This is a genomic window from Paenibacillus silviterrae (genome assembly GCF_030167925.1).
GTDB classification, from domain to species: domain Bacteria; phylum Bacillota; class Bacilli; order Paenibacillales; family NBRC-103111; genus Paenibacillus_G; species Paenibacillus_G silviterrae.
Window position 1 is genome coordinate 3,084,167 of record NZ_JASKUT010000001.1, and the last position, 14,045, is coordinate 3,098,211.

Below are 14,045 nucleotides of genomic sequence, written 5' to 3' on the forward strand. Positions count from 1 at the left end.
TTTTAGGCCAAGGCCAGCTTGCCCATGATGGTACGAGCTGCGGCTCCTGTGGCAGCCGGGAGATTGTTCGGTACTCCGTGCAGCATGTTGTTGCCGAAAATCGCGAAGCAGATCGCTTCCTTCGCATCGCTGGAGACGCCCAGCTCATCGGAGCCAAGAATGCGCTGCTCCGGCAGCAGCTCGCCGAGCATACGCATCAGTGTGGCGTTGTGGGCCCCGCCCCCGCTGACGATCACCTCGTGCATAGTGTAGCGCGGCAGCACGTAGTCACGGTAGCCGGCAGCGATGCTTTGAGCGGTGAACGCCGTGAAGGTAGCGACGATGTCCTCGGCGCTTAAGCCTGCGGCGTTCATGCGGCTCAGCCATTCGGCGGCGTAAGCCTTGCCGAACATTTCGCGGCCCGTCGTCTTCACCGGCGGCATCGAGAAGTACGGATGGCTGAGCATGGAAGCAAGCAGCTCGGCATGCGGCCGGCCCTGCGCTCCCCACCGGCCGTCCTCATCGTAGGATAGGCGCCCGCCGGACAGCTCGATCACCGCTTGGTCGATCAGCATGTTCCCCGGACCGGTATCGAAGGCAATGACCTGCTCCGGCTGCCCGTCGGCCGGAATGGCCGCACAGTTGCCGATGCCGCCGATGTTCTGCACGATGCGGCCCTTTTGCTCGTCGCGGAACAGAATCAGATCGCCGTAAGGCGTCAGCGGCGCTCCCTGCCCGCCTACAGCCATATCGGCTGTCCGGAAATCGCCGACGACCGGCGTTCCGGTCAGCTTCGCAATGACGGAGATATCCCCGATCTGGAGCGTCGAGCGCACCCAATCCGGATGGCCGGGATCGAGCTCGGGGATATGCCAGACGGTCTGGCCGTGAGAGCTAATCAGGTCGATTTCGCTCATCTGAAGGCCTGCGGCTGTAACAGCCTCTGCCGCGGCGGACGCGAACCGCTGTCCGAGCTCGAAGTTCATCGAGCACACCCCTGCCGTGTTCGAGCGATCCAGACTGCAGAGATCCTTCAGCCGCTCTCTCAGCTCCGAGTCATAGGCTACGCTATGAAAGTAGACGAGCTCCACCTTGGAGGTCAGCCCGGAGCCGGCAATGCGGACCACGGCCGCATCGATTCCGTCCAGCGACGTTCCCGACATCAGACCGACAATGAGCCTTGCCGGTTTGCTCAAAGCAGCACTCAGCCCCATCATCGGCTGCCGCCTCCCGCCATAACCGTCTCGCCTTCGCTCAAGGTGATCGGCAGCTTGCCTCTTGCCTTGCTATCGCCCATCAGTACCTTCGCCGTGCTGCGAAGGGCAAGCGGACGGTTCTCGTAGGCAACAACGTACGTCGAAACGCCGGGGAACGCCAGCAGGTCATACGGACTGCGCTGCGCTACGACGGTAATATCCTTCCCCAGCGCAAGCAGCTCGCGAATGAGCTCAGCCTGAGCGGGATCAAGATAGGCATTGTAGGTGGCGATGATGACTTGACGCTCGTAACGGACCGCACTCAGCAGCTCCTTCTTCAGCTCCTCTACCTTGGTCAGCGGCACCACCAGCTCCGTCACCTGAGCGCCCAGCTCCCGCAGAGCAGAGCCGAGCGTCAGCTGTGCATCCACTGCCTCATCCACCAGCGTCAATACAGCACCTTCGATGGAAATGAGGAAGAGTGAATCCTCTGTGCGAAACGGCAGCAGTCCCGCTTCGTCCTTCACCAGCGTGATCGAGGACTCGCTGATGCGACGGGCAACCGCTTTATGCTCCGCCGTTCCTACAACAGCTTTCACTTCAACAGCTGCGGCGGACTCATACAGGCCGCGCTTCTGCTTTAATGCCAGCAGTCGATTCACCGACCTGTCGATCCGCTCCTCGGAGAGACGTCCGTCGCGCACAGCCTGAAGCAGAGCGTCGATGGCGCCTTGCTGGCGATCATGGCTGTGGCTGATCAGTACAAGATCGGCTCCGGCCTCCACGGCCATCACGGCAGCCTCCACCGTGCCGAAATGCTCGGCAATCGCGTTCATTTCCATACAGTCCGTCATAATGACGCCTTCATAGCCTAGCTCCTCACGAAGAAGTCCCGTCAGCACGGCCTTAGACAAGGTAACCGGGAGCATCTGAGACTCGAACGCGGGGAACACGACATGCGAAGACATGATGGAGTCCACCCCGGCAGCGATGGCTTCCCGGAACGGGCGCAGTTCCACCTGCTCGATCCGCTCGCGGGCATGCGGCACCGTCGGGAGATCCAAGTGTGAATCCACATTCGTATCCCCATGCCCAGGAAAATGCTTCGCCGTCGCGATGACTCCGGCAGACTGCAGGCCTTGCAGCGTCTTCACGCCGTACTCCGCCACCTTCGCCGGGTCTTCGCCGAACGAACGGACGCCGATCACGGGATTCGCCGCATTGTTATTTACATCCAGCACCGGCGCATAGTTCAGGTTGATCCCCAGCGCCTTTAGCTCCTGTCCGCAGATGAGGGCCGCCTGATGAGCCTCCTCCAGGCTTCCGGCCGCCGCAATCGCCATCGCACCCGGCATGAGCGCCACGCCGTCGGTGATACGCGCCACCATGCCGCCTTCCTGATCGATCCCGATGAAGAGCGGCTCCTGCCCGCTCTCCGCCGCGGCAGCCTGCAGCGAGGCACTAAGGCTCGCCACCTGTTCCACATTTCTCACATTGCGGGCAAAATAAATAACGCCCCCGATCGCCTTCTCCCGGATCAGCCGCAGCACTTCCTCCGACGGCTCCGTCCCCTCGAAGCCGCACATGACCAGCTGGCCGATTTTTTGCTCTAAGGTCATTTGCTCTATTTTTCCCATCAATCGCTATTCCCCTTTCTCTCCCTCGATTGAATCACGAATATAGTAAGTACGGCTTCCTAGCTTCCTTCCATTGCAATTCCGCTTCGAGGTACGCTTCCTTTAAGCTATGGAGTCCGTTGCCCATACCTACTAACGTTCTTACCTCATCCCCGCCCGATAACAGGTCGATAAAGGAGCGTCCGCCCTCCCGGACCGGCGGCAGCCACTCGAAGGACTCCGGATACAGCTTGGCGATGGTATCGAGCAGCGTCAGTCCGGTTTCTACGGCACGGAATGCATCCGGCTCGGTCACGAACAGCCTTACCCCGCCGCACAGCTTCCCTTGATGCTTGGAAAAGGTCGGCGTGTAATACACCGGCTGCGCATGGACGCCCGGCAGGTTCGAAGCGCGCAGCTCTTTGGCCAACTGCTCTGCGTTGATCCAGGGTGCCCCGATCATTTCGAAGGGCAGCGTCGTCCCCCGTCCCTCGGATACATTCGTTCCTTCGAACAGGCAGGTGCCGGCGTATACTCTTACCGTATTAAGGGACGGCATGTTGGGAGACGGCAGCATCCATGGCAGCCCCGTCTGATCATATTCCATGCGCCGATGCCAGCCTTCCATAGGCACGACGGACAGAAGGCAAGACTTCGGCAGCCTGTCATTCACCCACAAGGCGTATTCACCGATCGTCATTCCGGTAGCATAAGGCGTTCCGGCCACGGCGCCGACCATCGACTCGTAACCGGGCCGCAGCAAGCTCCCTTCCACCCGCCAGCCTCCGAGCGGATTGGGCCGATCCAATACGATCAGCTCCTTCCCCGCCTCCGCGCAAGCTTCCATGAGGTAGACCATGGTCGAAAGATACGTATAAAACCGGTTACCGGTATCCTGGATATCGAACAGGACGATGTCGATGTCCTCCAGCATCTCCGCCTCCGGCTTCTTTCTGGTGCCATAGAGGCTGTAAACCGGGATGTTCAGCTCCGGATGTACCGCATCCTCGAACCGCTCCCCTGCCTGGAACTCACCGCGAAGTCCGTGCTCGCACGCAAAGAGCGCGGCCAACCGCCCCGAGGGCAGTGCCGCGCATTGCTCCACGGTAGTGACGAACTGCCGGTTCACACCGGTAGGGTTGGTCAGCAGCCCTACGCGTTTGCCGGATAGCTTCGGTTCCATCGAATGTAATCGGTCTGCGCCGACTGCGATTTGTCCTGCCATCGCTAATCACTCCATTGTGGAAATATTTTTTTATCCTTGAGCCCCTTGTAGCTCATGCTTATCTTCCGGCCATTGGCGACCTTGCAAAGTCCAGCTGTCCTGCAGCTCCTTCCGGCCGTCTTGTTCCTCTTCCGGTCCTTGCAGCAGGTTACGGGTAATGAGGTTTGCGTAGATCCCAAGCGTTCCGGTAAACAGGAAAGCAAAGCCGACCACCGTCAAGCCGAGCAGAACGGTCAGCGCAATCACCTGTACGAATGCGCCGAAGGTGTAGCCCGGATGGGTTACCGTCAGCTTCACGCTGCGTCCCACCGCCCTGAACAGGCTTTCCCGCTCCTGCACGATCAAGGGCAGCGTGTATACCTGGGAGACGAAGAACATCGCGACGAAATACGATTGGAAAATCGCCAGCGCCCAGCTCCACATGCTGTCCTTGCTGCCGTAGAACCACCAGGTTGAAGCCAGGATCAGCACGAAGAGGGCACACAGCAAGCCAAACCCTGCGGCCGGCAGGAAAAAGCGTACCGCTCCCGCGAACACATCCTTCAGCCGCGGCCGCTCTCCGGACACGACCTGGTAGCAGGCGTGGAATACGCCCGCGACAAGCGGCGCGTAGATGAGCGGGAGCACCGCCAGCGCTACCCCGATCGGCAGCAGGAAGATGACCGGGACAAGCACGAGCGAGCTCACGGCGCTGAACAGGAACACCGAAATCATCTCCCGGTATACGTACCCGCCCGACTTCACGATCATTTCATTCAGCTTACGCATGGTATCGCCCTCCAACATACTGATTTTAGTTATCCCAGCTCAATCCGCGCTTCCGTCTTCGGATCAAAGAAGTGCGCCTTGTTCAGATCCAGCACGAACGACTTCGCCACACCTACGCCGGCGGATGTCTCCGGATGCACCTTGGCGGTGACCATCCGTGAACCTACGCGGAAGTACAGCAGGTTCTCGGAGCCGAGGTTCTCGACCACTTGTACGACAGCGTTCATCTTATGATCATGCGCCACATGCAGCGCGAAATCTTCTCCGTAAATGTTCTCCGGCCGAATGCCCAGCACAACGCTCTGCCCTTCATACGTCTTCAACCCGCGAGCCGCCTTCTCCGGCAGCACGAACGACGCACCCTCCACATGAACGCGGCCGCCTTCTACTCGGGCGTCCATGAAGTTCATCGCCGGCGAACCGATGAAGCCCGCTACGAACATGTTGCTCGGGTTGTTGTACAGCTCGGTCGGCGCCGCAATCTGCTGAATCACGCCGTTGTTCATGACGACGATCCGCTCACCGAGCGTCATCGCCTCCACCTGATCGTGCGTTACGTACACGATCGTTGCACCGAGGCGCTTGTGCAGCTCCGACAGCTCCACGCGCATCTGGATGCGCAGCTTCGCATCAAGGTTCGACAGCGGCTCGTCAAACAGGAACACCTGCGGGTCACGCACGATCGCACGGCCTACGGCCACCCGCTGGCGTTGACCGCCGGACAGCTCCCGCGGCTTCCGGTCGAGCATCTCGCTCAAGCCCAGAATCGCCGATGCCGACTTGACCTTTTCTTCGATCTCCGCCTTGCTCTTCTTCAGGTTCTTCAAGCCGAACGACAGGTTCTCGCGAATCGTCATATGCGGGTACAGTGCATAATCCTGGAACACCATCGCAATATCCCGGTCCTTCGGATGCAGATCGTTCACCACGCGGTTGCCGATAAGGATTTCTCCGCCCGATACGGTTTCGAGACCGGCTAACATGCGAAGCGATGTGGTTTTGCCGCAGCCGGACGGGCCGACGAACACGACGAATTCTTTATCGTTAATGACAAAATCCGAACCGGCTACCGCCGTGAATTTGCCCCGTTTTTCATCCTCATATTCCTTGCGCACATTCTTAAATACGACTTGAGCCATATCCTTACCTCCTAGCCCTTAACGGCTCCAATGGTGATACCCTGCAGGAAGTACTTCTGCAAAGCGAAGAACAAAATAATCATCGGCAGCGCGCCGATCGTCGCACCGGCCATAATCGCGCCGTAATCTGTAGATTCTGCGAAACGGAAGCTGGCGAGACCGACTTGAATGGTCCGCATCTCATTGCTTCGCGTTACTAGCAAAGGCCAGAAGAAATCGTTCCAATGCGCCACGAATGTGAAGATCGCAAGCACCGCCAAACCGGGCTTGGCCATAGGCAGAATGATTTTATAAAAAATACCGAACTCACTGCAAGCATCGATTCTCGCTGCATGAATGAGAGACGTCGGCAGCGTGGACATGTACTGCTTCATTAAGAAGATGTTCCCTACTCCAACCAGTGCCGGCAAAATCATCGCCGTATACGTATCGCCCAGGTTAAACGTGTTGATGACGAGCACGTACAGCGGGATCAAGGTTACCTGAGACGGGATCATCATGGTGCTGAGAAGCACCCAGAAGATCGACTTGTTGCCCGGAAATTTCAGCTTCGCGAAGGCGTAGCCTGCCAGGGAGGCGAAGAATACGTTCGTCAGCGTCAATACCGCGGATACGAACAAGGAGTTGAACAGCCAGCGAAGCGCGGCGGTTTTGCCGAAGAAGCGCTCGTATGGAGCCACCGACCATTTTTCCGGAATCATCTGCGGCTTGAAGGACGCTGCCGCCAGCGAATCCTGGAAGGATCCGATGAACATCCAGTACAGAGGGATCACCGTGATGAACGCCCAGAAGAGCAGCACAAGGACGGAGATGCCGATAAACGTTTTTTTGCTAGTGCTTGTCATGAACGGATCCCCCCTTTAGTACTCGATGTCCGTCGAGAAGTATTTGAATTGAATAATGGAAATGATGATAATGACAGCCGCCAGAACGAACGATTGCGCGGAAGCCAGACCGAATTCGTAGAAGACGAACGCCGTTTCGTAAATCAGATAAGCGATGGTCGTCGTGGCAAAGTTCGGACCGCCCTGTGTCATCAAATACACGCTGATAAACACCTGGAACGACATGATCACACCCGTAACGAGAAGATACAGTGTCGTCGGCTTCAGCAGCGGCCAAGTGATTTTGCTGAACTGCGTCCATGCGCTGGCATGATCGATATCCGCCGCCTCATACAAGGACTTCGGAATTCCGCCCATCGCCGCGAGGTATAGAATAATGCCGCTCCCGTGCGAACCCAGATACGTCATCAGCATCAGCGAGAATAAAGCCGTGCTGGACTGTCCCAGCCAAATGACCGGCTCAAGACCGAACAGACCGAGCACCCGGTTGAACAAGCCGCCGGACGTCGGATCGAACATGGCCAGCCACACGAGGGACAGCGTAACGCCGGAGGCCACGGAGGGCAGGTACAGCGCCGCTTTGAAGAAGGTTTGCCACTTTGTTTTCATCTGATAAATCAGATAAGCCAGCACGAAGGTAATGATAATATTGACCGGTACGGTAAAAAGCGTAAATACGGCCGTATTTTTCATCGACTTCCAGAACACGTCGTCCGTGAACAGCCGGGAGTAATTGGCCCCGCCAACCCATTTGGACTTCATAATGCCGTATTCCTGAAAGCTCATAACGAACGCCGAAAGCACCGGGTACAGCGTGAAGAGGAGAAACAGAATCACCGGCACGGAAATAAAAAGATAGGCCCAGCCGTACTCCCGCCAAAATTGGGTGAACCGGCTCCGCGTTGGTGTCGATTGTGCGATTGATGGTTGCATGTAGGTCTTACCTCCTTAAACAAATCCCCCAAAAGTAGTTAAGTGAACTCCGAAGCTTTTGCGGGAGCACCCGTTGTTGGGAATGGCTAGGCTGCTGATAAAGGGTAAAAAGAAAGTACAAGCCGGGAAGCCCGGCCTTCCAGGCTGTCTCGATACCGAGCTGCTAACGCCGGACTGCTTCCCGTTTGTACTTTGCAGCGTTACTGTAAGTTCAACTTACTGACCGAACATTTGCTTTCCTTTATTTTTGAAGTCATCAGCCGCTTGCTCCGCCTTCTTCTCGCCGGCGAGCACCGCTTGGAAGTTCGGTTTCACTACTTGCTCGTTGAACTGCTTCATCTTCGCAGCTTTGTCTACGTCCAGGTTCAGCTCTACTGGAGCAACCATGTTCTTCGCCATGATCTCAGCTGCAGCCAGGTTCGTCTTGCTAGCCTTGCCTTTGCCTTCGAATTCCTTCGCTTGCGACTTACGCACGAACGGCAGACACAGCTCGTTAGCGGAGTTACCGGCCTTGGCGCCGCTCAGCGCTTCCATCACGAGGAACGTGTTCTTCGCGTGCTGCTCGCCCTTGTCATTCTTTTGCTTAAAGGCTACATAACCTTCGCCGCCCATGGTTGTTTTCGCAGGGTGGTCTTTATGATGAGGAACCGGCAGCAGGATGAATTCGATCTTCTCGCCCTTCACCTTGCCTGCGTCGATGTCCTTGTTGCGGTTTTGGATGATAACATCATAGTAAGGAATCGCCTTACTGATGATCGCCGCTTTGCTGTCGTAGAACATTTCCGTACGCTTCGCCGGCTGCAGCGCTGCGCTTTCCTTCGGCATGATGCCGTCCTTGATCATGTTCTCCATGAACTTGAGAGTATCCAGGATGCGGCCGTCGTTCCACTGGAACTTGCCGTCCTTGTCGAGTACATCCGGCATACCGGCATTGCGGGAGAGCATTTGAATGAAATCAAGGCTTGTGCCGTCCGTAACCAGGCCGTATTGCTGGGAGCCGTCAGGCAGCTTCTTAGTAAGCTTCTTCGCCGCATCGTTAAACTCTTCCCAAGTCCAGCCCTTCTCCTGGATCTTCTTCCAGTCGATGCCCGCTTCCTCAAGAATGCGCTTGTTACCGCCCCATGCCCATTGGAATTGGTAGATCGGCAGACCGTACTGCTTGCCTTGGATTTGTCCGAGCTCCAATGTGCCCGGCAGATAATCGTCCTTAATTTCCTTGGTCATGTACTTATCCAGCTGCAAAGCCAAACCCGTATTCACGTATTGGCCTGCAACGGAGTGGAAGTACAGATCCGGCGGGTCGCCTGCGTTCAAGGCAACGTCGAATTTCTTCGGACCTTCCGCCCAGGAGAGCATTTCGTATTCTACCTTAATATGTGGATTGGTTTTATTAAAATCGGCAATCAGCTGCTTTAAATCATCTTCATACGTGGCATGCACCGGGTAAGTCCAAACCTTAACGGTATCCGGCTTCTTGTCGTCAGCCGCAGGCGCTGCTCCTTTGTTGTCGGCAGGTGCAGGTGTGGAGCCGCCGCTGCAGGCTGTAAGCGCCATTGCGCCGGCAAGCATCATGGACATGATCTTTACTGATTTCATTCGCTTCGTCCCCCATATGATCATAGTGTTGGTGCCTTGCATGACTTACCTTATCTGCTCAGGTCCTTAATGGCCGCCCGGCTTCTGTCCAAATACTCAACCGATTTGTCATAGTTGCGGCTCGCCACCCCAAGATACAGAATATCAATGACATTCAGCTGGGTAATACGAGAGGCCATCGCACCGCTGCGAATTTCATTCTCTGTAGAAGAAATGCAGAGCGGAATGTCCGAATGTGCATGCAGTGAGGTCGTTCCGTACTTGGTGATGCTGATGGTTGTTGCTCCTTGCTCCTTAGCCGATCGGAGGGTGGCGATGACCTCGCGCGTCTCCCCGGAATACGATATTCCTACGGCAACATCCCTAGGTGTCAACGTCACGGCTGTCGTTAGCTGCACATGAGGATCGAAGAAGGCGAAACAGGTCTTATTGATGCGTAAAAACTTCTGCTGAGCGTCCTGCGCTATGAGGTTGGATGCCCCGACTCCGAAAAAGTAAATGCGAGCGGCCTGGTCCAGCGCCTCTACCGCTTCCTCCACCTTCGCTGCATCCAAAATCTTGACCGTATCGCGAATCGACTGGATATTGTTCGCCGATACATTCTCGATGATGGTCGTGATGGAATCGTGCGGTTGAATTTCCTGATACCCTTGCTTGCCCTGCGATGCTACCGTCTCTTGCAAGTCTCCCGCAATCTTCAGCTTCAGGTCGGGAAATCCCTTCAGCCCGAGTGACTTGCATAAGCGAACGATGGCCGCCTGACTTGCTCCGCTATACTCCGCCAGCTGTGAAACCGACAGCTCGACGGTCTGCTTCGGGTCGGTTAAAATATATTCCGCGACCTTCCGCTCCGAAGGGTTCAGCTGATTCATCGCTTCCCTGATCCGGACGAGCCCACCATTCATAAAGCATCTCACCCCGCTCTTCTCTCTATGTATCCTGAAGCGATGCATAGGCTTTCATGGTATCGCTTCCAGACGAGATTCATTATAAATCCGCTGAAACAAAATTTCAATAGTTATTTTTACAATAAAATTTTATTTTACATGGACAGGCTTTATCGTTTATACTCAAACTACAATTCCGGCAGGAAGGTGACCCTTGTGAAACGTTATATAGGTGTAGACGGCGGAGGGACGAAGACCGAGCTAGTCATCACCGATGAAGCCGGTATCCAGCTGGGAAGCCTGATTGGGGGTTCAACGAATCCTCATTCGATGGGGTTCGAGGCAGCTGTTACCGAGCTGTCGGCATTATTGAAGCAAGCTGTCGAAGCTTATGGAGCGAAGGAAATGCGCTGGAGCATCGGACTCGGCATGGCCGGCGTCGGAACCCCCGAGGAGCAAGCCGCTATGTCGGCCGCTGTGACGGACGCTCTTCCAGGTCTTCTGGCGGAGGATGGCACAAAAGTACATGTTATGAATGATGCGGAAATTGCGCTGGCTTCGACGCTGGAACGAGAGCACGGCGTCCTGGTGATTTCGGGCACGGGCTCGATCGTCTTTGGCCGCACTCCCGATGGAATACAGTATCGCGTCGGCGGCTGGGGCCATTTGCTGGGGGATGAGGGCAGCGGTTATAAGGTTGGCCTCGATACGCTTCAGACGGTGATGCGCAGCTACGACGGCGTTCTTCCCGAAACCATGATGACGCAGCTGATTATTGACGCTTACGGCTTTTCTTCCATTACGGAGCTGAAAGGCTATATTTATCGACCTGAGGTAAAAAAGCTCGACATCGCCGATTTCGCCAAATATGCCATTATCGCCTCCAAATCAAACGATGAGCTGGCTGCCCAGTTAATTGAGCGCAACAGCTTGGAGCTCGCCGGGCATACATATACTCTCATCGGCAAGCATCCTTGGTTCACCCAAGCGGATCTGGTCCTTAGCGGCTCGATCTTCAGCCACAGCGAGCTGTTTCGGGATACGTTCCGGCAGCACCTGGCTTCCGCTTATCCGCACGTGCGCATTCACGAAGCGAAGCGTTCTCCCGCTTACGGCGCCGCCCGTTTGGCTAAGGCACGAGATTAGAGAAATAGAGACTAGACAGAAGAAGGAGCCGACTCCATGAACATACAGCAATTAATTCAATCGCTGATTACCGAACAACCGAATGAACGCACGAAGCAGATTGATCAGCTCCCTACGGAGCAGATCCTGACGCTTATTAATGATGAGGACCGATTAATTGCCGACGCCATACGCGGCTTGATCCCTCAGCTCACGCAGGCGGTGGATCGCATCGTCGAGTCCTTCCGCAAGGGCGGCCGTCTGTTTTACATCGGCGCAGGCACCAGCGGACGCATAGGGATCCTCGATGCGTCCGAATGCCCCCCCACCTACGGTACGCCGCCGTCCATGGTGCAGGGGATCATCGCCGGAGGGTTCCAGGCGATCAAGGATCCGGTCGAGGGCGCAGAAGACAGCGAAGAGCTCGGCGCCTCCGACATCGATAAGCATGGCGTGGATGCGAACGACGTCGTTGTCGGTATCGCCGCCAGCGGCCGGACCCCCTATGTGCTGGGCGCTATGAAGCGCGCGAAGGCGCTCGGTGCCGGCGTCGTGGGAATTTGCAACAACCACGACACGCCGATGTCTGCGCTGGCCGATATCAAGCTGGAAGCCGTCGTTGGCCCGGAGGTCGTGCTTGGCTCCACGCGAATGAAGGCCGGCACCTCACAGAAGCTCATCTTGAACATGCTGACTACGGCGTCCATGATCCGTATGGGCAAGGTGTACGGCAACCTGATGGTGGACCTGCAGCCGTCGAACGTCAAGCTCGTCCACCGCGCGAAGCGGATCATTACGATGGCGACCGGCGCCAGCGAGGACGTAGTCGAGAAGGCCTTCAACGAGGCCGGCGGCCAAGTGAAGACAGCCATCGTCATGATTCTCGGCGAGGTCGACTGCCACAAAGCGACGGAAGCACTCGCAGCGACCGACGGCTTTGTCCGCAAGGCGCTGGAGAAGCTGCGGGGTTAAGTATTGGAAGGGCTGGTCACGTGATCCGGAAGGATCTAGCGGCCAGCCCTTTTTGCTGGCACATCCGTACCGCTAAATTCAGGTCCCGCTCACAAACTCTACCTCTACGCCGAATGTAATCGCACTTTTGCCACTATTCATGCCATCCTATCCTCCTCAGCCCTTTGCAATCGCACTTTTGCAATTGCACGAACGTTTTCCTCACAAACTCTACCTCCACACCGAACGTAATCGCACTTTTGCCACTATTCATGCCACCCCATCCTCCTCAGCCCTCTACAATCACATTTCTGCAATTGCACGAACGTTTTCCTCACAAACTCTATCTCGACACCGAGCGTAATCGCACTTTTGACACTATTCATGCCATCCTATCCTTCTCTGGAGCCCTCTGCAATAGCATTTTTGCAATTGCACGAACGTTTTCCTCGCGAATTCCCCCTCTACATCGAGCGTAATCGCACTTTTGACACTATTCATGCCATCCTATCCCACTCAGCCCTCTGCAAGCGCACATTTGCAATTGCACGAACGCTTCCATCGCCAAGCCGCACGCCCAAACAAAAAAAACGAGACCCCCTAAGAGGTCCCGCCCACTTATCTATGCTTCGGTCGCATCTGCTTGTGAAGCTGTTTCATCTGGGTCTTATACTCCCTCGCCGCCCGTTCGCTCACCTTGCGCTCCGCATAGGCAGCTTCCCGCTCCAGCTTCCGGTAATGCTCAAGTCGGCTCTCCGGGAGCGTCCCTTCCCGAATCGCCTGCTTCACGGCACAGCCCGGCTCCGCCTCATGAGTACAGTCCCCGAAGCGGCAGCCGTCGGCAAGCTCGGCAATATCCGCGAACGCTTCCTTCAGCCCCTCGCCTTCCAGCAGCTGCAGCTCGCGCATTCCCGGGGTATCGATCACAATGCCGCCCCCAGGCACTAGGAAAAGCTCCCGATGCGTCGTGGTATGCCGGCCTTTGCCATCCCCTTTGCGAACGCCCTGCGTGTCCTGCTTCTCTTCGCCAAGCAGTCTATTGATCAGCGTAGACTTTCCGATGCCGGAGGAGCCAAGGAACACTGCTGTTACCCCCGTGCCGACCCGCTCCCTAACCGCATGGAGCCCCTCGCCTGTCACCGAGCTAACGGCTATAACCTCCGCACCGACCGCGGCCCGCTCCGCTTCGCTTATCCGCTCCTCGGCCAGCTCGCCGGCCTGATCCGCTTTCGTGAGGACGACGAGCGGCATCGCGCCGCTATTCCAAGCCAGCAGCATATAGCGCTCCAGCCGGTTACGATTAAAATCATGATCGAGCGCCATACACACCATGACCACGTCGGCATTGGCGGCAACGATCTGCTCCTCCGTTTGCGCTCCCGCTACCTTCCTGACAAAAGCACTTTTGCGCTCCAGCACGGCATGAATGACGCCTTCGCCTTGTTCCTCCGTCTCTCTGTCAAGGATGACCCAATCCCCCACCGCCGGGAAGTCCGCTCGTCCTGTCGCTTCGTGCATCATCTTGCCGCTGACCCTCGCCAGGAGCGTCGCTTGCGCCGTCATTACCCGGTATAGCCCTTGAAACTCCGCAATCACCCTGGCAGGATAGCCCGGAAGGCCCTTGGATTCCCTTTGCTCCTCCCACGCCCGGTTCCAACCTATTTCTTGCAACTGAATATGCTTTTCTCTCAATGTAGTACCCTCCATAGGTTCATATGAGGGCATAAAAATGCCCTGAAGTCTTCGATCGAAGCGCTCCAGGGCTCATCCTTACTTTTCCGTCCC

12 protein-coding genes are annotated in these 14,045 nt (G+C 56.6%); 2 read left to right on the forward strand and 10 right to left on the reverse strand.

The features are described from left to right. Positions 1-2 precede the first annotated feature (2 nt). The 9 genes from QMO62_RS14110 to QMO62_RS14150 form a co-directional block, all read right to left on the reverse strand. The gene (locus tag QMO62_RS14110) at positions 3-1,193 is read right to left on the reverse strand and encodes an anhydro-N-acetylmuramic acid kinase (RefSeq protein ID WP_284644946.1); all 1,191 of its coding nucleotides are present in this window, start codon (positions 1,191-1,193) and stop codon (positions 3-5) included. Then, on the reverse strand, positions 1,193-2,812 hold the full coding sequence (nagZ, locus tag QMO62_RS14115; RefSeq protein ID WP_284641815.1) for a beta-N-acetylhexosaminidase: 1,620 nt from the start codon (positions 2,810-2,812) through the stop codon (positions 1,193-1,195). The genes QMO62_RS14110 and nagZ overlap by 1 nt, the downstream gene beginning before the upstream one ends. A 34-nt stretch (positions 2,813-2,846) precedes the next feature. Continuing rightward, positions 2,847-4,016, reverse strand: coding sequence for an exo-beta-N-acetylmuramidase NamZ family protein (locus tag QMO62_RS14120; protein WP_284641817.1), 1,170 nt, complete (start codon positions 4,014-4,016; stop codon positions 2,847-2,849). A gap of 30 nt (positions 4,017-4,046) precedes the next feature. Continuing rightward, positions 4,047-4,784 carry a DUF2189 domain-containing protein gene (locus QMO62_RS14125; RefSeq protein WP_284641819.1) on the reverse strand — a complete coding sequence of 246 codons (738 nt, stop codon included), beginning with the start codon at positions 4,782-4,784 and terminating at the stop codon, positions 4,047-4,049. A gap of 29 nt (positions 4,785-4,813) precedes the next feature. Continuing rightward, positions 4,814-5,923, reverse strand: a complete 1,110-nt coding sequence (locus QMO62_RS14130; RefSeq protein WP_284641821.1) for an ABC transporter ATP-binding protein — start codon at positions 5,921-5,923, stop codon at positions 4,814-4,816. 11 nt (positions 5,924-5,934) lie between these two features. Next, on the reverse strand, positions 5,935-6,768 hold the full coding sequence (locus tag QMO62_RS14135) for a carbohydrate ABC transporter permease (RefSeq protein WP_284641822.1): 834 nt from the start codon (positions 6,766-6,768) through the stop codon (positions 5,935-5,937). A gap of 15 nt (positions 6,769-6,783) precedes the next feature. Further along, positions 6,784-7,701, reverse strand: coding sequence for a carbohydrate ABC transporter permease (locus QMO62_RS14140; protein WP_284641824.1), 918 nt, complete (start codon positions 7,699-7,701; stop codon positions 6,784-6,786). Positions 7,702-7,917: 216 nt separating this feature from the next. After that, the gene (locus QMO62_RS14145) at positions 7,918-9,297 is read right to left on the reverse strand and encodes an ABC transporter substrate-binding protein (RefSeq protein ID WP_284641826.1); all 1,380 of its coding nucleotides are present in this window, start codon (positions 9,295-9,297) and stop codon (positions 7,918-7,920) included. A gap of 50 nt (positions 9,298-9,347) precedes the next feature. Continuing rightward, positions 9,348-10,202 (reverse strand): MurR/RpiR family transcriptional regulator, encoded by an 855-nt coding sequence (locus QMO62_RS14150; RefSeq protein ID WP_284641828.1) that lies wholly within the window; start codon positions 10,200-10,202, stop codon positions 9,348-9,350. A 198-nt stretch (positions 10,203-10,400) separates the two neighbouring features. Between QMO62_RS14150 and QMO62_RS14155 the strand changes: the two genes are divergently transcribed. Beyond that, complete coding sequence (locus QMO62_RS14155) at positions 10,401-11,330, forward strand: N-acetylglucosamine kinase (RefSeq protein ID WP_284641830.1); 930 nt, start codon at positions 10,401-10,403, stop codon at positions 11,328-11,330. A 42-nt stretch (positions 11,331-11,372) separates the two neighbouring features. Further along, positions 11,373-12,281, forward strand: coding sequence for an N-acetylmuramic acid 6-phosphate etherase (gene murQ / locus QMO62_RS14160; RefSeq protein WP_284644947.1), 909 nt, complete (start codon positions 11,373-11,375; stop codon positions 12,279-12,281). 597 nt (positions 12,282-12,878) lie between these two features. On the opposite strand, the gene rsgA is transcribed toward murQ, so the two are convergent. After that, on the reverse strand, positions 12,879-13,952 hold the full coding sequence (gene rsgA / locus QMO62_RS14165; RefSeq protein WP_284641832.1) for a ribosome small subunit-dependent GTPase A: 1,074 nt from the start codon (positions 13,950-13,952) through the stop codon (positions 12,879-12,881). Between the last annotated feature and the right edge of the window lie 93 nt (positions 13,953-14,045).